Source organism: Sporosarcina sp. E16_8 (assembly GCF_017347095.1).
GTDB lineage: Bacteria > Bacillota > Bacilli > Bacillales_A > Planococcaceae > Sporosarcina.
On record NZ_JADPRZ010000002.1, the window covers coordinates 290223 to 310732 of the forward strand.

17 protein-coding genes, 4 pseudogenes and 2 riboswitches are annotated in these 20510 nt (G+C 39.4%); of the genes and pseudogenes, 3 read left to right on the plus strand and 18 right to left on the minus strand.

Annotated elements, in window-relative coordinates:
• Positions 1 to 4: 4 nt before the first annotated feature.
• Positions 5 to 115: riboswitch (SAM riboswitch) on the minus strand.
• Between the two features lie 312 nt (positions 116 to 427).
• Both I2484_RS03170 and I2484_RS03175 read left to right on the plus strand, forming a co-directional pair.
• Complete coding sequence (locus I2484_RS03170; protein WP_207149565.1) at positions 428 to 1594, plus strand: pyridoxal phosphate-dependent aminotransferase; 1167 nt, start codon at positions 428 to 430, stop codon at positions 1592 to 1594.
• Between the two features lie 679 nt (positions 1595 to 2273).
• On the plus strand, positions 2274 to 2852 hold the full coding sequence (locus tag I2484_RS03175; protein WP_207149566.1) for a uracil-DNA glycosylase: 579 nt from the start codon (positions 2274 to 2276) through the stop codon (positions 2850 to 2852).
• 139 nt (positions 2853 to 2991) lie between these two features.
• Here the strand turns inward: I2484_RS03175 and I2484_RS03180 are convergent, their stop codons facing one another.
• A complete protein-coding gene (locus I2484_RS03180; RefSeq protein WP_207149567.1) occupies positions 2992 to 3912 on the minus strand; it encodes a PhzF family phenazine biosynthesis isomerase in 921 nt (306 codons plus the stop codon).
• A gap of 410 nt (positions 3913 to 4322) precedes the next feature.
• On the opposite strand from I2484_RS03180, the gene I2484_RS03185 reads away from it, so the two are divergent.
• Entirely contained in the window at positions 4323 to 5318 is a 996-nt protein-coding gene (locus I2484_RS03185; RefSeq protein ID WP_207149568.1) for a YpdA family putative bacillithiol disulfide reductase, read from the plus strand.
• 32 nt (positions 5319 to 5350) lie between these two features.
• Here I2484_RS03185 and I2484_RS03190 read toward each other — a convergent pair whose 3' ends face one another.
• The 17 genes and pseudogenes from I2484_RS03190 to I2484_RS03270 form a co-directional block, all read right to left on the minus strand.
• Positions 5351 to 6148, minus strand: a complete 798-nt coding sequence (locus I2484_RS03190) for an ABC transporter permease subunit (RefSeq protein ID WP_207149569.1) — start codon at positions 6146 to 6148, stop codon at positions 5351 to 5353.
• Positions 6149 to 6182: 34 nt separating this feature from the next.
• On the minus strand, positions 6183 to 6980 hold the full coding sequence (locus tag I2484_RS03195; protein WP_207149570.1) for an ABC transporter permease subunit: 798 nt from the start codon (positions 6978 to 6980) through the stop codon (positions 6183 to 6185).
• A complete protein-coding gene (locus I2484_RS03200; protein ID WP_207149571.1) occupies positions 6977 to 7873 on the minus strand; it encodes an ABC transporter ATP-binding protein in 897 nt (298 codons plus the stop codon). Before I2484_RS03200 ends, I2484_RS03195 begins: the two co-directional genes overlap by 4 nt.
• Positions 7874 to 8210: 337 nt before the next feature.
• Positions 8211 to 8972: a class I SAM-dependent methyltransferase gene (locus tag I2484_RS03205; RefSeq protein WP_207149572.1), complete on the minus strand. Its 762-nt coding sequence runs from the start codon at positions 8970 to 8972 to the stop codon at positions 8211 to 8213.
• A 165-nt stretch (positions 8973 to 9137) separates the two neighbouring features.
• A pseudogene (locus tag I2484_RS03210) lies at positions 9138 to 10292 on the minus strand (RNA-guided endonuclease InsQ/TnpB family protein).
• Positions 10276 to 10889 (minus strand): annotated as a pseudogene (locus tag I2484_RS03215) (IS607 family transposase). Before I2484_RS03215 ends, I2484_RS03210 begins: the two co-directional pseudogenes overlap by 17 nt.
• Positions 10890 to 10995: 106 nt before the next feature.
• Positions 10996 to 11847 carry a GNAT family N-acetyltransferase gene (locus I2484_RS03220; protein WP_207149573.1) on the minus strand — a complete coding sequence of 284 codons (852 nt, stop codon included), beginning with the start codon at positions 11845 to 11847 and terminating at the stop codon, positions 10996 to 10998.
• A gap of 395 nt (positions 11848 to 12242) precedes the next feature.
• A complete protein-coding gene (locus I2484_RS03225) occupies positions 12243 to 12686 on the minus strand; it encodes a hypothetical protein (protein WP_346014147.1) in 444 nt (147 codons plus the stop codon).
• Positions 12687 to 12694: 8 nt separating this feature from the next.
• Positions 12695 to 13042 carry an ASCH domain-containing protein gene (locus tag I2484_RS03230; RefSeq protein WP_207149574.1) on the minus strand — a complete coding sequence of 116 codons (348 nt, stop codon included), beginning with the start codon at positions 13040 to 13042 and terminating at the stop codon, positions 12695 to 12697.
• Between the two features lie 138 nt (positions 13043 to 13180).
• Positions 13181 to 13915, minus strand: a complete 735-nt coding sequence (locus I2484_RS03235) for an amino acid ABC transporter ATP-binding protein (RefSeq protein WP_207149575.1) — start codon at positions 13913 to 13915, stop codon at positions 13181 to 13183.
• Between the two features lie 37 nt (positions 13916 to 13952).
• Positions 13953 to 14651: an amino acid ABC transporter permease gene (locus tag I2484_RS03240; RefSeq protein WP_207149576.1), complete on the minus strand. Its 699-nt coding sequence runs from the start codon at positions 14649 to 14651 to the stop codon at positions 13953 to 13955.
• The gene (locus I2484_RS03245) at positions 14638 to 15477 is read right to left on the minus strand and encodes an amino acid ABC transporter substrate-binding protein (protein ID WP_207149577.1); all 840 of its coding nucleotides are present in this window, start codon (positions 15475 to 15477) and stop codon (positions 14638 to 14640) included. Before I2484_RS03245 ends, I2484_RS03240 begins: the two co-directional genes overlap by 14 nt.
• Positions 15478 to 15671: 194 nt before the next feature.
• The gene (gene ribH, locus I2484_RS03250) at positions 15672 to 16136 is read right to left on the minus strand and encodes a 6,7-dimethyl-8-ribityllumazine synthase (RefSeq protein ID WP_207149578.1); all 465 of its coding nucleotides are present in this window, start codon (positions 16134 to 16136) and stop codon (positions 15672 to 15674) included.
• A gap of 12 nt (positions 16137 to 16148) precedes the next feature.
• Entirely contained in the window at positions 16149 to 17342 is a 1194-nt protein-coding gene (locus tag I2484_RS03255) for a bifunctional 3,4-dihydroxy-2-butanone-4-phosphate synthase/GTP cyclohydrolase II (protein WP_207149579.1), read from the minus strand.
• 13 nt (positions 17343 to 17355) lie between these two features.
• Positions 17356 to 18006: a riboflavin synthase gene (gene ribE / locus I2484_RS03260; protein ID WP_207149580.1), complete on the minus strand. Its 651-nt coding sequence runs from the start codon at positions 18004 to 18006 to the stop codon at positions 17356 to 17358.
• Between the two features lie 6 nt (positions 18007 to 18012).
• Positions 18013 to 19078, minus strand: a pseudogene (ribD, locus tag I2484_RS03265) (bifunctional diaminohydroxyphosphoribosylaminopyrimidine deaminase/5-amino-6-(5-phosphoribosylamino)uracil reductase RibD).
• A 59-nt stretch (positions 19079 to 19137) separates the two neighbouring features.
• Positions 19138 to 19285, minus strand: a riboswitch (FMN riboswitch).
• A 232-nt stretch (positions 19286 to 19517) separates the two neighbouring features.
• Positions 19518 to 20338, minus strand: a pseudogene (locus I2484_RS03270) (glycine betaine ABC transporter substrate-binding protein).
• Between the last annotated feature and the right edge of the window lie 172 nt (positions 20339 to 20510).

Consider the following 20510-nt stretch of genomic DNA (forward strand, 5'->3'; position numbering starts at 1 on the left):
TATAAACATATTTATCAAAATGAAATTCACTATGCAGGAGTTAGGACTAAACTTACTTTGCGCAAGAGGTTACTGGACGACATCGGGCCAATCCCTCAGTCTCTCGTGATATCCCATTTTGTAATTATTTTAGTTAACAAGTCTATGAATAGTAATATATTTCAATAATATGTTCTGATATATAACAATTCATTATCATTTTCATTTCATTCCATGTATACTGACAATAAAATAAAGTAAAGTGCAAGGCACCTAAAAAGAGCGCAGCTTAAGAGGAAGGCAGTCTAAAACCGCGACGTCCTGTCGCTACGACTGCATGACCAGCTTCGTGCTGGCCTTGGCAACAAGGAGGGATGTAGTTTCAATCCCCCCCGTTGCATAACCTACATCCTGTAGGCCCGCGATTACATAGAAGAGAGGTTATTACATGACACTATCAAATCGACTCAAGAACCTACCACCGCACTTTTTCGCATCACTTGTTCGAAACGTTCAAGAAGCACTTTCTGAAGGACGCGATGTTATTAACTTAGGCAGAGGAAATCCCGATCAGCCGACTCCCCCCCATATTGTAAAGGCACTACAAGAAGCAGTTGAAGATCCAACAACACATGGATACTCCCCTTTCAGAGGGACTCCCGAATTAAAACAGGCCGTTGCTGACTTTTATAAACGAGAGTACAATGTTCAAATTGATCCTATAACAGAAGTAGCGATTCTATTTGGAACAAAACCGGGATTGGTCGAGTTACCCCTCGCAATTATGAACGAAGGTGAATTACTTTTATTGCCAGACCCGGGATATCCCGATTATTTATCAAGTGTAAGTTTGGCCAATATTAAGTATGACTTAATGCCATTACTTGCAGAAAAAGATTTTTTACCTGATTACTCTGCTCTCTCCGATGAACAAAAAAAGGCAGCAAAATTAATGTATTTAAACTATCCAAATAACCCAACGAGCGCAACCGCCACACTCCCATTTTTCGAAGAAACCATTGCTTTGGCAAAAGCCAATGATATTACAATTTTGCATGACTTCGCCTATGGCGGAATCGGTTTTGACGGGGCGAAACCTGTCAGTTTCCTGCAAGCAGAAGGTGCAAAAGAAGTTGGTATTGAAATGTACACATTGTCAAAAACGTATAACATGGCAGGATGGCGGGTCGGTTTTGCCATCGGTAATGCCGAAATCATCGAAGCTATTAGCTTGTTGCAAGACCATTTATTCATAGATATATTCCCAGCAATCCAGCGCGCAGCTACAGAGGCATTATCAGGAAGTCAGGATTGTGTGGATGAGCTTGTATCACTTTACGAACGCCGCCGAAATGTTTTAATTTCCGAATGTAAACGAATCGGTTGGGATGTCGTTGCACCTACTGCATCTTTCTTCGCTTGGTTACCTGTCCCACAAGGATATACAAGTGAATCGTTCACAAAATTACTATTGGACAAAGCAGACATCGCCGTAGCACCGGGTCATGCTTTTGGAAAGTATGGTGAAGGGTATGTACGTGTAGGCTTATTGGAAAATGAAGACCGTTTAAAAGAAGCTGTAGGACGGATTGAAAAACTCGCTATATTTTCATAATTAGATAATAAATATTGAATTTCATATCAAAAGAGCCAGGATATTCCTGGCTCTTTTGAATTAACTATTCTTTTTTAATTAGAAACATTGGAAAGAGCGTATATCGTTTCGATTGACCACATGATGGATCCAGCCGCGCCTTCTACTCCAGCGCAACCCTATAATCAATTGTCTTCCTACAGATGTCGGAATGAACCAAAAGCCATTACCATTCCTCAACCATATATAGGTGTTCTTATATAAACAAATTCTTATACCACTTGAACCAACTTGCCCCGCAGGTATCGGTGGCGAAAAGCCAGGCGGCGGGCCCATTGGAACTCCTCCCATTGGCGGTCCAAATGGCGGTGGTTCAAAATTGTCTTGATGGTGCCGAAAGCCCTGTTGGTTATAGTCCTTTCCATGCTGATTGAAATACAAGACATATTCCCCCTTCTAAGTAATTCCTATTAGTATATGGAAATTACTTAGAACGGTGAAAAGCCCCCCTTTTTCTACCCACAATTACTTTGTTTCGTTTTCATCTTGCTGTTTCGCTTGGACGCTCTAATTTATACAAAACCTAGCTGTACAGAATCTGCAATTCGCTTATAGCCAATCTTTTGGAAAGGTGGTTTGAAATCTTTCATTAGAGGAAAGCTTTCTTTATCGAACATAACCTACAAAGGGAGCTGAAAGTATGCCTAAATTTTGTCCAATAGCACTGGCGGAGGATCCAACCCCTGATTACCTGTTAGATTGTAAGGATTGCGGTCTATATGAACAAGGAACACGTATGGTCTGGGGTGAAGGTAATCCGGAAGCCCCTATTATGATTATCCTTGATAACCCTGGAGCACGTGAGGACCGTGAAGGTGAGTCATTTCTTTGTGGAACACGACAAACACTGCAAGAAGTCGCGAATGATGCTGGCTTGAAAATAGAAGATCTGTACGTCACTTTTATCCTGAAAAGAAAGCCTGTACGCGCTTATGACAAAGAGTTAACGCGTCAAATCTGTATGAAACATTTAGATCAGCAACTTTCAGAAAAAAAGCCTGCTCTTATTCTTTGTTTAGGAAATGTAGCAGTCCAGTCCTTTCTTCAAAATCCCGAAGCTGAAGTGAAGTCATTGCGAGGCAGTTGGCATGATGTACGAGGGTTCCAGACAGCGGTGGCCTACCATCCACTTGCGGTTAGGCGTCGCCCTAACTTACGATCTTTACTTTTAGAAGACTTGAGGTTCGTAGCAGAACGTTTTTACAATTTGGGCCACTAACTGTATTACAGCCACTGGAGTGTTTTAAATTCAAAAGAACAATCAATCGAAATTCCGAGTTGATTGTTCTACTCACTCTATATTTATAAATCTGTAAACACGGAAAACAATGGGCCTGTATTTACTACCCTCGCACCTATTAATTTGATAAAGGTGTTGTATTATTTTCAATAGAAATATCAAATTCTTTTACAAAAACAGCATTACCAGTAATTTCGATGTCATAAGTCTGATTGTTTTTGGTAACTTTGACTTTCACCCTACCTTCTTTTTCAATTTCAATACCCTGTTCAATTAACAAGGTTAATTTAGTGTCAAAATCATTTGCTATATTTTCTGCATAATAAGCACCCATTACTCCTGATGCAGTGCCTGTCACGGGGTCTTCTATCGTACCAGAAAACGGAGAGGAGAAATGGCGAGCGTGCATATCTGCATCGGAATCATACGTTTCTAAGCAAAAAGGATGTACAGACGCTTTTGGTATTTCCTTTAATATAGTTGGAAAAAGTTTGTTGTTGGGCTTCATCCTATTGAATGCACAACGCTTTTTTATAGGAATTAATAAAGTCCATAAACCTGTACTTCCATATAAAGTCGGTAATTCTGAATCTATATCATCTTCAACAAGTCCGATTGACATTGCCAAATCTTCTTTGGAGCCTTTAAATTCTTCAAACTGTGGAGAAGCCTGTTTCATAGTTATGTATAGGTCATTCTCTGTGGTCGAATTTATCCTTATTGGTAAAATCCCTGCTCTTGTTTCAATTGTTAGCTCCGTTTTCTCCCCTAATAACCCCCTAGATTTCAGTGCGTAAATAGTAGCCATCGTTGCATGACCACATAAGTCCATCTCTTCCCCTGGTGTAAAATAACGAATTCTAATATCAGCTACATCTGACTTCACAGGAAAAGCGGTTTCATTAAAACCTACATTTAAAGCGACTTCTTGCATTTCTTTTTCCGTTAGGTTATTCCCATCTAAAACGACACCCGCTGGATTTCCCTTATTCGGTTTATTACTAAATGCATCGTAATGATAAACTTTTACCGTTTTCATTGTTGACAACTCCCTCTGTATTTTATTCGAAGGCTAGATAATCCAATCACTTACTTGATAATAATTTGGAACCTTACATATTAAAGTTATTTTTCAAGTTACTACCATAGGCACACTATCTTATCCCTATATTCGAATATATTTTATAAGAATCTGTATATATATGTGTTCAATTCATGCTTTCTCCTATGTAATTCGTGAGTATATTATGTGAAATCATTTTTTAATCCGAAAAGTAGTAATATAACATTAATTGGTTTATACTTTTTCCAGTATTTCTTCTTCCTCGATTGAGCATACTGATGAGCAAGAAGAAATACTACTTTTTTGCGTTATTCATCATGTAACATACCTAAAAAAATAACGTTTTTAACCATTTTTATGTAAATTTTAAGGAGGATATTTATTGTATGTATGATGTTGTTATTATTGGTGGCGGCCCGTGTGGTTTATCTACGGGGCTTGCCCTTCAAGAAAAAGGACTTTCTTATGTGATTATTGAAAAGGAGGCGATTGTCAATTCAATTGTCAACTGTCCTTTACATATGACGTTCTACAGTACTTCTGACCGCTTAGAAATTGGCAACATTCCATTCCTATCTCAAGATGTACGCCCCACTCGAACTGAGCTGTTAAAATATTATCGCCTTGTAACAGAGAGGCAAGAAATTAATATTAAATGCTATCAAAGGGTTATTTCTATTACAAAGAACGCATTATCTTTTACTGTCCACGCAGGGGATCGTAATAGCAACACCATTCCTTATGATACCAAGATGATTGTTATTGCAACAGGGATTTTCGATACGCCTAGACAACTAGGGGTAGACGGAGATAATTTAGCTAAGGTATCGCATTATTATAAAGAAGGTCACCTCTATTATGGGCAACATGTTACTGTCGTTGGCGGTAAAAATTCAGCGATTGAAGCTGCGATTGATCTCTATCGTAACGGAGCCCAAGTTACACTTGTGCATCGTGGAGAAACTGTCTTAGAGGGTATTAAACCATCCTTGTTATTAGATATGCGTAACCTTCTTAAAAAAGGAAAAATTGATTTTTATCCCAATTCCAGTATTGCTGCCATTGATAACACAAACATTCGCATAAAATCTTCTGAAGGAACTGTTACACTTCAAAATGACTATGTATTTTCCCTCATCGGATATCAACCCAATATTTCACTGCTTCAAAGTATTGGAATTCAAACCGATTGCACTTCATTAGTTCCTTCGTTTAATCCAGAGACATATGAATCAAATGTCAAGAACATTTTTCTATCTGGGGTTGTAACGGGTGGCATTACAAATCGTGTTTACATTGAAGATGGACGCTTTCATGGCATGAAAATTGCTGATAAGATTGCGCAACGTCTTTCCTATGCCCAAAAAAATTTAAGTTGTTAAAGACTGACGAACTGTAAAAGTCCGTCAGTTTTTTATATATGTAAATCTCTTTTTCTATAAAAGACATACGTCGTCAAAATGGATGCTGCCATTAAAAGAAATGATAATACGACAAATTTTCCGTCGAATCTCCCATCATGAAGTAAATTCTTTGCTTCGTAGTATTTAAATGGCGTTACATACTTAAGCCCATCTAGATTACTTTTCAAATCAATTCCAACAGACATAATAAATGTAACCAACAAGATGCCCGTTGTTATAGGGATAGAAAACTTTGGTTTTTTCACAAATGCCGCAACAGCTGTCGAGAGAAATAAAAAGAGAAGCTGCATCATGAACATTCCACCCATTAATAGTACAACTTCGGAAGTGACGGAGTCACCTTTGTTAAAATAGTCAACGAAAATGATAGAACAGAGTAGGGTTACAAGATTAAAAACTATGACAATGACAATGGATGCCCCTAATTTAGCCGTAATTACCGTTGTTCTAGAAATGGGCTTCACAAATAAAAATTCCGCTGTTTTATCACGCTCTTCTTTTGATATTATTGTCGCCCCTAACATTGCTGCATGAATGGACGCCATTATGACCAAATATAAATACAACAACCCAAAGTAACCGTCCACAGTCGCTAAATCCAACGATCCAATCCCCATGAGTGCCTGCAATGACGATGGCATATCTGCCATTAACTTATTTATCGAATCGCCTGTATTGCTTAAAGCCGCAAACTTAGCCATCCCGCTTCCAACGATGAACAATACACCGATACACCAAATAATGAGCGACTTTCGATTCGCTCTCATTTCCCTTTTAAAAATGTTCATCGAAATGATCCTCCCTCATAAAATTTTTCCAACCTTATACAGATGGGATATCCTTTTTTGTATAGACGACATAACTGACTACAATGGAAACGATTAAAACAATCAAACCAGCAAGTAGAAAATCTGGCTCATAGCTATTATTTCTCAAAATGTACATCGGTTCAACGTATTGAAATGGAGTCAAATAGCGTAGCAAGTTGTCCCCGGTCGCTGAACCAAATAAATTTAGTAGAAAGAACATAAACACAACACCGAGTGAAATAGGGAGCACAGCTTTTATTTTTTGTACAATAACCGCAATCATAAACCCTAAACTTAAAAAGAGCAGCTGAAGAAGAAATAATGTTAGTGATAGCATAAATAGCGTTTTCGAACTAAACGGTTCTGTCGACGTATAAGACATAATTAGATAGGTTAGTAGCAAAAAGATCACGTTTGTAAGGACAATACAAGTTAACGCTGCCATCATTTTTGCAACTAAAATAGTCACACGGCTCACTGGTTTCGTCAACAAAAAATCAGCGGTTTTATCGCGTACTTCTTTTGAAATAATACCGATTCCTAAATTCATCGCTTGAATGGCTCCAAGAAGTTTAATGTACAGAAATAGATAGGAATAGAAACCTAACAACGAAAAAAATTGATTTACCTCTAATCCGATGGCATTTCGAACGGATTCAGGAAATCCTTCCAATATACTTTTAAATGCCGTTACATCTTTTGAAAAAGCGGGGTATATGGACATGAATACTATAACAACTAACACGAGTGTTGCTGTCCACAGCACAGTAGATTTCCGGTGACCATTCAACTCATGTAAATAAATATTCATTGTTCATACGCCTCCTCTTTTTCATAAAAATGCATGAAAATCTCCTCTAAATCCGGCTCCTCCACTCCTATATTAACGATGGGTGTGGTAGCGATTTTCTTCATCACTGTATTAATATCTCCTTTGAAAAGAAAATCAACTTTATGTCTATCAACAACTAAATCTGTTACACCTTCAATCGCAAAATAGTCTTTTCCAATTTCTGTAGTCGTCTCAATATGGATCTTTTTATAATTATTTTCTTTTAACGTGCTTATTTTCTCCAATTTAATAATCTTTCCTTCTTTAATAATTGCAACGCGATCGCATAATCGTTGAACTTCCGATAAAATATGTGATGAAAATAAAATCGTCGCCCCTTTTTTATTTTCTTCCTCTAACAGTTCAAAGAATTTATGTTGCATGAGTGGATCTAAACCACTTGTCGGTTCATCGAGAATGATTAATTTGGGTTCATGTAATAATCCCTGCACAATGCCGACCTTCTTTTTATTCCCCAGTGACAAGTCATCGATTTTACGATTCAAATCCAATTCCATAATCTTCGCTAGTTCCTTCATTCGTTTTCCGCAATCTTTTTTATAAAAACTAGCGGAGTACTTTAACAAGTCCTTCACTCTCATATTTTCGTAATAGAATACTTCTGAAGGCAAATAACCGATGTCCTTTTTAATTGCCGGTGAATCCTTTATTATGTCTTTCCCGAAAATCGTGGCACTACCGCTCGTTGGATGAATTAATGATAGTAATGTTCGGATCGTCGTCGATTTCCCAGCCCCGTTCGGTCCAATAAAACCAAATACTTCACCTTGCTCGACGTTAAAGCTCACATCTGAAATACCCCTGGCTTTGCCATACGTTTTCGTTAAGTTTTTCACTTCAATAACGTTCATTTTATCAACTCCCCTTTTTATTGATAAAACCACTAAAACTTTAAGCGTATTACCATATTTCTCCTCACTACCTAGCATACTATTCTTTACCATAAAAAAAGACTATCCAAACCTAACGGATAGTCTTAGCTTATCTTAATTATCTTTCAAGGATGATAATCCTTTCGCGGAAAAAGCATTACGGATAGAATTCAAGGCTTAAACTCCGATACCTAGTAGTTGTAAGACCCCTTCTTCATCCCCCTAAATGAACTGCTCAAGTCGCAAGTAACCGGCTTCGCTAATCCAGGCGGCTAGATAGATCCTCCCCGACTAATTTCCCCTAAGGAAGTTGTAGCTATTCTTTATTAGCCACCGCTTCAAAGATTATTGCCTGTTTTGGATTTATAGGATACTCCCCGAAATTATAATCCGAAGAAATTGTGATATTTTCAAACCCTATTTCTTCAAGAATCAGTTTGAATTCTTCCACACCATACCAGCGTAGTGGAAAACGTTCCAGTTCGGTTTGCAAAAGCGTTCCGTTTCTCCATTTCTCATAACGTCCGTGCGAAATTGAGTACTGATGAATATAGTCGATTTCCACTGTATTATTTTCTAAAGTGATACTATCACCATTCGTACATTCCCAAGTCCTAGTCGAAATTTTACCTATTGAGACTTCAGTTTGCATAAATAAATCAACAATTAACCTTCCGCCATGTACAAGATGTTTGTGGAAATTTCTCAATGCTTTGATAGAGTCTTCTCTTTTATGCAGTAACAAGAATGTACCCGCAGGTATGATAATGGCTTCATATTTCATATCCAATGAAAATGACTCCATCTTGCCTTCGAAAAGGTGAGGGTCTAAACCTCTCTCTTCACAATTTGTACGGCATATCGTTAACATATCATCCGAACTATCAAATCCATCAACCTTAAACCCTTTTTCCAATAGAGGGATTAGGATACGACCTGTTCCGGTTGCGGGTTCTAGAATACGTCCTTTGCACGAAGCTAATCTATCTATATAATATTCTACATCCCCGAACGAATGACCAACAGGTTTGTCTAAATCATAGACTTCAGAAGATAACCTACTATAATAACTTAACAATTCATTTCTGCTACTAAAAACATAGAAAAACGTATTTGTTTTTCTACGCTAGACGGTTTCCTGCTTCTTCGTACTCCGTCTCGTCAACTGCTCACTACTACGGTTTATTTAGCACTCCACAGGCGTAAATTCGGATGTAGCCCACCCTACATATATGCGATTTCGTTAGATGAGAACCGTATATTCTTTTGCGTATTTCAGATTTAAACTTGCATTAAAATCTCGGTCAAGAACAGTATCACAATTGTCACACGTGAATGTTCGTTCAGAAAGACTTAGCTTTGTCTTTTTGGCACCACAATTTGAACAAAGCTTAGAGGATGGATACCACCTGTCTACTAGTCGGAGTTCGATACCCTTCTCAACGCATTTAGCAGTAAGCGTTTCCCGGAAAGCATAAAAACATTGCTGTGCGATAGCTTTAGATAAATGCCGATTTTTCATCATGCCTTTGACGTTTAAATCTTCAATTGTAAGATAAGCTGGTTTGGTTTTCATCAACACACTTACAACATACCGAATGTATTCCTGTCGGATGTTCGCTAGTCTAGCGTGCAATTTTTGAACAACTACGAGTTGTTTTTGCCTATTTTTAGCGCAGAATTCACCTCTCTCTCTACTCCTATTTTGTTCATAGCTGCGACTTAGCTTCCGCTGCTGTCGCTTTAATTACTTTTCTAACTTGGTGACCGCTTGCGTCTTATTGTTGTTTTTAAACTGGATATGATGACTGCAAACCGCTAAAGTGCTAATACCTAGGTCAATACCAATCCCATCATGCTTGGGCGCTTCAACTACATTAGATGAATCTTCTTCACACAAAGTAGAAATGAAATAGCGCTCCGCTTTGCAAGAAACTGTACAACTTTTAACGTGTGCTTTGGTTGGGATGTAACCATATTCCTTTAATCTTAGCCAACCAATCGTTGGGATTTTAATTCGATGTCGTTCAACTGTTAAGTCCGTTGTATTGTTTTTCGGGAAATAAGCTTTTACATCTTGGTTCTTCTTCTTTTTGAAGCGTGGAAACTTAGACAATCCTTTTAAAAAATTCCGATATGCCTTATCTCCATTCATGATAGCTTGCTTCACAGCTTTACTAGAGACATCTTTAATCCAGTGGTCCCTTTCTTTCGAATAGACATTGTTAAGCCATTTAGAAAAGTCGTAACCAGATAAGTGTTTTTTCGTTTCTTTGTAGTGTTCCTGTGCAGTATGAAGATATAAATTATAGACGTATCGACAAACGCCGATGGTTTGGTTGACTTTTTTCTGTTGTTGGTCAGAGAGAAGGATTTCTGTTTTATAGGCTTTCTTCAAAACTTTCATCCTCCTCTATTTTCTTTTTGTATTTACGTAATCCGTAAATGCGACAGCTAAAGACATGAATAATTGAAATTAAGTCTTCAACCAATTCTTGTTGGGGTGATAATGAATCATTCTTGACAACCAAAATTTCAACGCCCCGCTTTTCTAAGAAAGAGGCAAACCAGTCGTATCCAAAACAAACGAAACGGTCTTTATGTGCAACGAGAATCGTCGTAACGTTCCCCTCAAAGCAATCGTTTAACAAGACGTTCCATTTCTACGTTTGTAATTCAAACCACTTCCAATGTCAGACAATACTTCGTCTACAATTAATCCTCTTGCATTGGCGAAGTCGCGTAAAAAAGAGAGCTGGTTCGCCAAGTCATCCTTTTGACCCGCACTTGAAACACGCCCATAAATAACAATCTTACCTACTTTATTTTCTTTCTGAATCCCCATATACGCTGCATATTGCTCGTGCGTATAGAACCTTCTTCCTTGTGGGTTTCGGTAAGCAATTAACTTTTGAGCGTTGTCCCAATTCTGTAATGTTTTGACCGTCACATTCAACATTTCTGCGAATTCTTTTGGTTTATATATTGTTTTCATGACTATATTATACTATGAATTTATATGCTATTACACATTTCAGTCAACAGTTAGCTACTCCTTTCATACCTTGCCATTTTTCACTTTCAGTTATTCATATTCCCAATCATTTCGAAGTAAAGGCTAATTGGACGGAATCCGCAATTCGTTCATAACCAATTTCCATATAGATTTTATTCGACGTTGGATTCATCAAATCCGTATAGAGTACACAAAAGTCATATTCCTTTAGAAGTTCTTTTGTACCGGCAGCTACCATCGTTCGTGCATAGCCTTTTTTTCGCTCTTCCTTTGGTGTAAAAACGAAAGATACGGTTACACCATGCTTCGATGGGCGCGCCTTTTTCATCATTGATACGACTTTTCCGTTATCTTCCCACAAAAACACTTCCTGTTCGTCAATAAATGATGCAACGCGCTTTTTCACATCCTCCATTGGCGTAAGCGGAATCCTGGCATCTCCTTCAAATAAGTTGAACCACTTCTCGATAAGTGGACAATCCTTTTTTTCCGCAAAGCGCCATGCACCAGGGCTTTGTTCAATTGTCTCATTTAATTTGTTCAGTCGATATAAGCCCTGATCCATTAGTATCTGATGTCCAATTCCGGTTCTATTTTTCCATTTCCCCGCGAAACTGTACGCCCACGGTTTCAAACTTATAATAGAACTAATTCCGATTTCAAGTTCCAATAATTTCCCGATTACTAAATCCATACTTTCTTCCAACCGACTCTCTTCGGTAATAATAAGGTTTAACGGATGAGGGGGAGTCATTTGAAATAGAGCTAACACTTCCCCGTCTTCTTCAACTGTTGCCAGGAATGGATTTTCGTAACGCCCAGCCTTAATTGCTTGCAGCACTCCTAAAAACAGACTGTATACATCTTCACCTTTAGACAAAATCGGTTCTACTTTCACCGCAAATTCATGTACATCTTGATAGTGCACAAATTCCATTCCCACCAACCCCATTCATATTAAATATCTAACTTCAAAATCTTGTGATAATTTTACCATAAACGATAGATATGCTGTAACGAATTTTGAAATTCATTGGTTAGAGGAAAGCTTTCTTTTACGATAAAGAAGTAGTAGCTCAAATTTGTATAAGAAATTTTAATTAACAACTTCAAGATAAAAGGCCTAACTCTTTCTGACGGACTTGTAAAAAGAAATATCGATAAATACGATCACTCAGTTCTAAATAAAGTTGCTCTAAACTTTGCCTCACTACCCTATCCCTTACTCTTACTAGATGTACCTCTTTCAAAAAGGAGTCGAATATCAAAAAAGACATGCACTGGTTAGATGCACATCTTTTTCTATGTATCGCATGTATTTATCATTCAAGGTCACCAAAGCATTGGTTTTTCTACCATAAGCCAGAGCATGATTAGCATAAGGCCAATGTATATCCATGAAGTTGTATTCAAACGATCAAGTATTTTATTTCTATCGGCATTTGGATTTTTAAATTTCCGTAACACAACTGTAAAACCTTTTGCCAGAAAAACACCCGATAAAAGCATAACAGCAAGCGTCATAATCACCCATGACGTATACCATGGCCAAGGTCCAAATATTAATAAGAGGACACCGGTGTAGACGAGTACATGTCCTGCATGCATGACAAGGCGGATGATGACGTTGACAACAGTCAAATAAACTTCCTCGACTACTGTTCCAACGCCACGCAAGCGCTTAATAATCGGCATTAATATAAATAATGGACCTATGGCGAGTACAGCACTGATAACGTGCAGAAAGACAATCGCACCATAGATTCCCGAATTCACTTAGAACTTCATTTCTCTACTGGGCTATATTCATGCACCCATACGCTCATCGTCGGTAACCACGGCATTTTGTCATGCATCGCAAGAATGGATTGTTTATATTCTTCCATCGTTGTGTAACCTTCTTGCTGTGCATGTTCGTCTGTCATTTCGCCAAGAGTCTGTCTGTAAATTGAATCTACTTTGAACTCTTTATCGTCAAGCACCATAATTTCACCAAGATCTGCATAAACACCATTTCGGCGTGTAGCTGTCTTTTCACCATTAAGTACTTTTTGAACGTCTTTTGGAATCGTAACTAGCTTCTCAATGGTACATGTTTTTTTAGGTAGTACAACATTTGCTTGTTCACTCATGTAAATCGCCTCATTTCATAAAATAACAACTTCCTCTATCATAACTATTTCCAGCAAATTTAGCGAGGTTTCCGGTCGCAGACAAAAAAGATAACCACGCTTATAAGCTATTATCGGCTATCTTTTCGTATATCCCAGCTATAAAATCAAATTCAAAAATTGTCGCGTTCGTTCTTCTTTTGGATTTGTAAATAGTTCACTCGGTTTATTCCGCTCAATTACTTTTCCCTCATCTATAAAAATGACTTCGTCGGCTGCGTCTTGTGCAAAGCGCATTTCGTGCGTAACGACGACCATTGTCATTCCTTCATTGGCAAGGTCTTTCATAACCTGCAACACCTCACCCACTAGTTCCGGGTCCAGCGCGGACGTAGGCTCATCAAACAACATCACTTTCGGCTCTAACGCCAATGCCCTTGCTATTCCTACCCGTTGCTGCTGACCACCTGATAGTTGAAAAGGATAGAAGTCGAATTTATCACCTAATCCAACCTTGTTTAACAAACTCACTGCTTTTTTACGGGCTACATCTTTGGGTTCTTTTTTTACGATGACTGGCCCTTCCATCACGTTTTCAAGAGCGGTCTTATGAGGGAATAAATTATAATTCTGAAATACCATACCTGTTTCACTTCTAAAATAATTAATTTCGTTTTTGGCTACTTGTTTAGAAAAGTCCGCCGTATGCCCATTAAGCGTTATGCTTCCGGCTGTCGGGACTTCCAGTATATTTAAACACCTAAGCAGTGTCGTTTTACCAGAGCCCGACGGTCCTATGACAACAACGACTTCTCCTTTATTCACTTCTAAATCAATTCCTTTTAGTACTTCCAGTTCGCCAAACTTTTTATACAATCCTTTTATCGAAATCATAATGCTCTCCTTCTTACAATTTTTTCAGCATCATTTACTAAGCTACATACCGACCCAAACGATGTTCGATTCTGTCTTGAATTAAGGAAAGGATAAAACAAATAAGCCAATAGATGATTGCTGCTTCAGTATAGAGTAATAAAAACTCATAGTTTGCTGAAGCGATTTCTTGGGCTTTTCTAAACATTTCTGTCACTAGAATAAGAGATGCCAACGAAGTATCTTTCACAAGACTAATAAATGTATTTGATAAAGGTGGGATAGATACTCTTGTTGCTTGTGGCAAAATGATTCGCCTCAACGTTTGAGTGTAGTTCATGCCAATCGTATGTGCTGCCTCCCATTGTCCTTTCGGAATCGATTGTATGGCTGCACGAATAACTTCAGAAGCATACGCCCCTACATTCAATGAAAATCCGAAAACGGCGGCCGGAAATGGGTCTATAACAATTCCAACCGTTGGCAATCCGAAAAACAAAATAAATAGTTGTACGAGTAAAGGCGTTCCACGTATTACAGAAACATAAATTCTTCCGATAATTTGCAGTGGCTTGCTTGTAGATATTCTCGCCAAAGCAGTTAATACAGCAAGAATAATTCCGAAGAAAAAAGAAATAAACGTTAAAGGCAGCGTATAGTAAAGAGCTCCCTCCAGCAATGGCCAAAGGGATGTTAGGGCAATATCCAGTAGTCTTTGTATTTTCTCTGGGTCAGCTAAAATATTAGTTAAGTACATCTTCACCAAACCATTTCTCAGAGATTTTTAAGTATGTTCCGTCTTCAATCATTTCATTCAACGCTTTATTTACTTCGGTAATGAGTGTTTCATTACCTTTTCTAAACATTAAACCGCTCTGTGATGCATCATCTGCTGTTGCTACAATTTCAACTGGTGCATCAGGTTTATGCTTTTTGAAATCTAAGAAAGACATTTTATCATTTATCGTTACATCGACACGTTTAGAATTGATTAGCTCAATAGCTTGGTTGAATCCTTCAACACCCACAATTTCAGCGTCATAAGTTCTGGCAATATCTGCATAGTTACTCGTTAATGACTGCGCGGACTTTAAGCCTTTAATAGCTTCAAAGCTTGTTACAGCTTTATTATTAACATTCGCAATGAGCACAGCTGCCGAAGTGATGTACGGCTCCGAAAAGTCATATTTCTCAATACGGTCCTCACGAATCCCAACTTGGTTTGCAATCATATCGAAACGTTTAGAATCAAGTCCAGCAAAAATGGCATCCCATTGTGTTTCTAAAAATACAGCCTCTACTCCAAGTCGTTTTGTTATTTCCTTTGCAATTTCAACATCGAAACCTGTGAGTTCCCCTTTATCATCATGAAATGTAAATGGCGGATACGTTCCTTCTGTTCCAATTACTAACTTTCCTTCATCCTGTACTTTCGTAAGCAAGTCTTCGTCTTTCTTTCCTGTATCACTGTTTCCTTTAGATCCTTCACTTCCACTCGTATTTCCTTTATTAGCGTTTCCACATGCCGCAAGTAAAACGATTGCGGTAAATAGTATTACTAGTCGTAAACTAAATTTCTCCATACTCATTCTCCCTAATTCATATTGACTTACTTGGTTATGAGAATTATACATTATTTTATGCGACCAGTCAAAATATGTGTCGTAGTTTCATTATTGCCACAAACGTCTTGCGCAAACATTTTATCGGAATAAGCATGAAATAAAAAAAGGCTTGGCTTCCGGTTAACCGGAAGCCAAGCCTTTCCCAATTCCATTTACATCTGTTTCAACAAATTCGCCATTTCAATAGCAGCATTCCCTGCATCCCATCCTTTATTGCCAGCTTTCGTTCCTGCACGTTCGATTGCCTGTTCAATCGTATCAGTCGTCAAGACACCGAAGATAACCGGGATGCCTTCCTGCAGATTGATGGCCGCGACCCCTTTAGCCACTTCATTACACACATAGTCGAAATGCGGTGTTGCTCCGCGGATAACTGTACCAAGTGTGATAACTGCATCATACTTACCAGAAGCAGCCATTCTTTTCGCTATTAGCGGAATTTCATAAGCACCTGGCACCCAAGCAACCGCGATATCACTATCGGCAACTCCGTGGCGACGCAATGCATCTTCTGCCCCACCTAGTAATTTACCTGTGATGAAATCATTGAACCTTGCAACAACAATTCCAACTTTAAGCCCTGTCCCAACTAAATGTCCTTCATAAATTGTACTCATTATTATTCCCCCTCAATTATGCAATAAGTGTCCCATTTTATTTTTCTTTGTTTCCATATAAACTTTGTTCTCCACTTTAACAGGCATTTCAATTTGTATGCGCTCTGTTATTTCTAACCCATGCCCCGCTAGTCCAGCAATTTTACGCGGGTTGTTTGTCAGAAGATGAATCGACGTTAAACCAAGATCCCGTAGTATTTGTGCCCCGATGCCGTAATCCCGTAGATCATCTGGAAACCCTAATTTCTCATTAGCTTCTACAGTGTCGTATCCTTCTTCCTGCAGCTTGTAGGCCTTCATTTTATTGACGAGACCAATGCCACGCCCTTCCTGACGCATATAGAGTAGGACGCCTCTTCCAGCTTTTTCAATCTGTGCAAGTGCAGCTTGAAGTTGCGGGCCACAATCACATCGACATGAACCAAAAACATCACCAGTTAAACATTCCGAATGAACGCGGACGAGTACATTTTCAGCATCTTCGATATCGCCTTTTACCAGTGCAATATGTTCATGCCCTGTTTCTATTTCAACGAAAGCAACAGCTTTAAAATCTCCAAAATCAGTTGGTAGATGAACATCTACAATTCGCTCAACAAGTTTTTTATTGATTCGTCGGTAAGCAATTAATTCTTGAATTGTTAAAATGACAAGATCAAATCGTTCAGCTATCACTTTCAATTGTGGACCTCTCGCCATCGTTCCATCAACGTTCATAATTTCACATATGATTCCAACCGGTTCTGCCCCCGCAAGCTTGGCAAGGTCTACCGCTGCCTCTGTATGGCCAGCGCGCTTTAAGACACCGCCAGACTTCGCAATTAGCGGAAAAATATGTCCGGGTCTTCTAAAGTCAGTTGGTCCGGCTTCATTCCCGAGCATTTTCAAAACAGTTTCTGACCGTTCAAATGCCGAAATTCCAGTGTGACAATCGGCGTGATCAATGCTAATCGTGAATGCCGTTCCGTGAACATCACTATTATTTTCTGTCATTAGTCCTAGTTCAAGCTGTCTTGATTTCTCTTCATTTATCGGCACGCAAATCAATCCACGGCCTTCTGTCGCCATAAAGTTAATCATTTCAGGTGTAGCGAATTCACCGAGTGCAACAAAGTCCCCTTCGTTCTCTCGGTCTTCGTCGTCAACGACAATAATCGCTTTTCCTTTTTTTAGTTCTTCGATTGCTTTTTCTACGGTAGAGTACATCTGTATTGCCCCCTTAACTGAGGAATCCACTGGCGATAAGGGTATCCATTGTTAAACCGCCAGTTGGATTCTCTTTGTTTGTAGTCAGTAGCCGTTCTATATATTTTGCGAGCATATCACATTCTACGTTCACTCGATCCCCGGTCCGTTTACGGCCAATGATGGAGTCGTCTTGTGTAACCGGAATTAGTGAGATGATAAAACCTTTATTGGTTACACCGAAGACAGTAAGTGAGGTTCCATCCACGGTTACTGAACCTTTCGGGATAAAATATTTCAATAATTCAGGTGTAATACTGATTTCCATATAGATTGCATTTTCTTTATGTCTAACCGAAACGATTTCACCAGTGCCATCAACGTGCCCACTGACTATATGTCCGCCAAAACGACCATTCGCCGCCATCGCACGCTCTAAGTTAACTGGACTTCCCGTACGCAATGCTTGAAGCGTTGTCGCTTTAGTTGTTTCAGGCATGACATCCGCTGTGAATTGATTGCCTGAGAAATCTGATACCGTCAAACAAACTCCATTCACTGCCAGGCTATCGCCATTTTTAACATCGCTAAGCACTTTGTTACATCGGATTGAAAGTTGCAATGAATTCGATCCTGGTCTAACCGCTGAAACTGTTCCTATTTCTTCAATAATTCCAGTAAACAACTACAGTCAATCCTCCTTCAGAAACCTGGCATGCAAGCGGATATTGTCCCCGATTTGTCGCACATCTAAAAAACGAAGGGATTCGCCTTCTACCATCAGGTTCCGAATATCATCCATGAATAAAGAAGCACCGTTACCGATCAATTTCGGAGCCATATACAAATACAGTTCATCTGCGAGACCTTCATTGATGAAACTGGAATGGACTATGCTACCGCCTTCGACGAACAACGTCATGATTTCTTTATCAGCAAGACGGTTTAAGACTTCATTCAAAATAGATACGTTTTCTGAAATCCTTTCAATTGAAACGAGAGGATAATCCAAAAAAACAGTTACCGATTCTGTTGAATCTAGTGTAAATATAATTGTTTCTGCAGCGCCGTCTGTAATGACATTAGCTGTTTTTGGCGTCCTGAGATGCCAATCTAAAATAAGTCGAATTGGGTTCTTTCCACCATGGGGCAAACGGGTGGTGAGGAAAGGGTTATCGTGAAGTACGGTTTGTACGCCTACCAAAATAGCATCATGGATATCGCGGAGGTGATGGACATCAAGTAATCCATTTGCTGTCCCCGTTCTGCGTTGAAAGTCTACCGTCAAGAGTTGCGGCGGCTTTCAAGGTGACGTATGGTTTCCCGTATTTGATGAAATGAAAAAATGCTTGGTTTAACTGCTCTGCCTCTTCCTGTAAAATGCAGGTAATTACTTCAATCCCAGCAGATTTAAGAAGCCCGATTCCCATTCCATTGACAGAAGGATTCGGATCGATAGACGCAACAAAAACACGTTGAATTCCAGACGAAATAATGAGATCTGTACACGGAAGTGTTTTCCCTGTATGGGCACACGGTTCCAGTGTCACGTAAAGATCTGCACCACTAGAATTACTGCCTGCCATTGCCAGTGCATGCACTTCAGCATGGGGTGTCCCAGCTTTTAAGTGCGCACCAGTCCCTAAAATGTGGCCGTCTTTCACACAAACAGCACCGACAAGTGGATTCGGCGAGGTTTGTCCTTGTGCACTACGCGCCAGTTCAAGAGCAAGTCTCATATAATGTTGAGGGTCCATTGGCATTCCCCCTTTCGTTTTGTGAAAGGGCAGAGCCTGCAAGCACAGCACGCATAGACAAACAACTTCTCCCATCCAGACTTTAACTGTCGGTGCCGGAATTTCACCAGCTCCACCGCCTTCCAAACAAGGAAGGACGGGTCACGGACTGACGAGCTATGCTCGATCACCGCCGGTAAGGAATTTCACCTTGCCCCGAAGAGTTTGTTTATACGTGCCAATGTAAAGTTATCATACTACTTCTATAAAATCAAAAAAGACTCAGTCCGATTGAAGAGAACTGAGTCTTCTATAATTGATGAAATAAGGAATTCCATTGAATTCGCTGTGGCGCTCGAGGATGCCTCCCGCCCTAAGCCAAGCAGCTTCGCCGCCAGACTTAAGGCTTTGGCTACCCCTGTTAAGCTGCCTTCTCTATGTCTATATAAAGAAATTATTACTAATTCTTTAAGTCTTCAATTGTAGTGATGCCCATATACTTCGGCACTACAAGACCGACTTTTACACCTTCCATATTGACGCCAAGTTCTTCGAATTCACCTTCGAATTTTTCGGCATAAGTTTCGGCAGTCAGTGGCAACCATGCTGCAAGAGATGCATCTGCGCTACCATCCGCTATGGCTGTCCATAGCGGACCATTTTCCGCTTGCATTAATGTCAATTTATAGCCCATATCCTCTAAAACGAGTTTCATAACATTATGACTTGCGATTTCACTATCCCATGCCACATAAACCAGTTTTATCTTATCACCAGCTACTTTTCCTACACCCGAAGTCCACTCCCCAACCTGTTCCCAATTGGCATCAATCCAGCTTTGCGCCGCAACTGCTTCTTTCTCACCTTCCTGAATAGCCTTCATTACTTGACCCATATCCGCTTCCGTCCACTTGAACTGGGAGAGAATTTGGTGTGCTTCTGGCAAATCATCCGCTAACCCAAGTCTTCCAATTGTACGAATTTGCTCTTCCCCCCGTACAATCCTTTCGAGTCATCCAGGAAATTCAAATCAAATTCTGCAAACTTCCAATGCGGAGTCCATCCAATTACAACGATTGGCTGCTCCTTTTCGTAGGCTCTTTTCAATGCCGCAGTCATTGTCGCACCCGGATCGATTCCTACAATCTGATAATCAAGCGATTTTCAGATTGATTTTTCTGTATCCGTTATGGCTTTTTCATCATCATTGCCACAAGCCGCAAGTACGACCGCGAGCAAAGCAATAGCTCCAAGTCCACCCATTTTTCCCAAAAATCTCATGTTAATATTCCCCCTACTTTTTCTTCCTATATATGTTGTACATATGAATAACAGCGCAGGCACCTTTCAAGGGGAAACCAAAGCGTGTTCAATGAAGTTCTTTTTTCAACATCTATAATTGTCATTCATTTTTTGTAGCATATAAAAAACCCAGAAAAGCACTGCGAATTGC

What these genes read in the sequence shown, in the direction of transcription:
- I2484_RS03235 (WP_207149575.1), bottom strand. Translation starts at nt 13,915, where the DNA reads ATGATTTCGATAAAAGGATTGTATAAAAAGTTTGGCGAACTGGAAGTA.
- I2484_RS03175 (WP_207149566.1), top strand. Translation starts at nt 2,274, where the DNA reads ATGCCTAAATTTTGTCCAATAGCACTGGCGGAGGATCCAACCCCTGAT.
- I2484_RS03255 (WP_207149579.1), bottom strand. Translation starts at nt 17,342, where the DNA reads ATGTACTCTACCGTAGAAAAAGCAATCGAAGAACTAAAAAAAGGAAAA.
- I2484_RS03195 (WP_207149570.1), bottom strand. Translation starts at nt 6,980, where the DNA reads ATGAATATTTATTTACATGAGTTGAATGGTCACCGGAAATCTACTGTG.
- I2484_RS03185 (WP_207149568.1), top strand. Translation starts at nt 4,323, where the DNA reads ATGTATGATGTTGTTATTATTGGTGGCGGCCCGTGTGGTTTATCTACG.
- I2484_RS03230 (WP_207149574.1), bottom strand. Translation starts at nt 13,042, where the DNA reads ATGAGTGAACAAGCAAATGTTGTACTACCTAAAAAAACATGTACCATT.
- I2484_RS03170 (WP_207149565.1), top strand. Translation starts at nt 428, where the DNA reads ATGACACTATCAAATCGACTCAAGAACCTACCACCGCACTTTTTCGCA.
- I2484_RS03190 (WP_207149569.1), bottom strand. Translation starts at nt 6,148, where the DNA reads ATGAACATTTTTAAAAGGGAAATGAGAGCGAATCGAAAGTCGCTCATT.
- I2484_RS03180 (WP_207149567.1), bottom strand. Translation starts at nt 3,912, where the DNA reads ATGAAAACGGTAAAAGTTTATCATTACGATGCATTTAGTAATAAACCG.
- I2484_RS03220 (WP_207149573.1), bottom strand. Translation starts at nt 11,847, where the DNA reads ATGGAATTTGTGCACTATCAAGATGTACATGAATTTGCGGTGAAAGTA.
- I2484_RS03240 (WP_207149576.1), bottom strand. Translation starts at nt 14,651, where the DNA reads ATGTACTTAACTAATATTTTAGCTGACCCAGAGAAAATACAAAGACTA.
- I2484_RS03200 (WP_207149571.1), bottom strand. Translation starts at nt 7,873, where the DNA reads ATGAACGTTATTGAAGTGAAAAACTTAACGAAAACGTATGGCAAAGCC.
- ribH (WP_207149578.1), bottom strand. Translation starts at nt 16,136, where the DNA reads ATGAGTACAATTTATGAAGGACATTTAGTTGGGACAGGGCTTAAAGTT.
- I2484_RS03245 (WP_207149577.1), bottom strand. Translation starts at nt 15,477, where the DNA reads ATGGAGAAATTTAGTTTACGACTAGTAATACTATTTACCGCAATCGTT.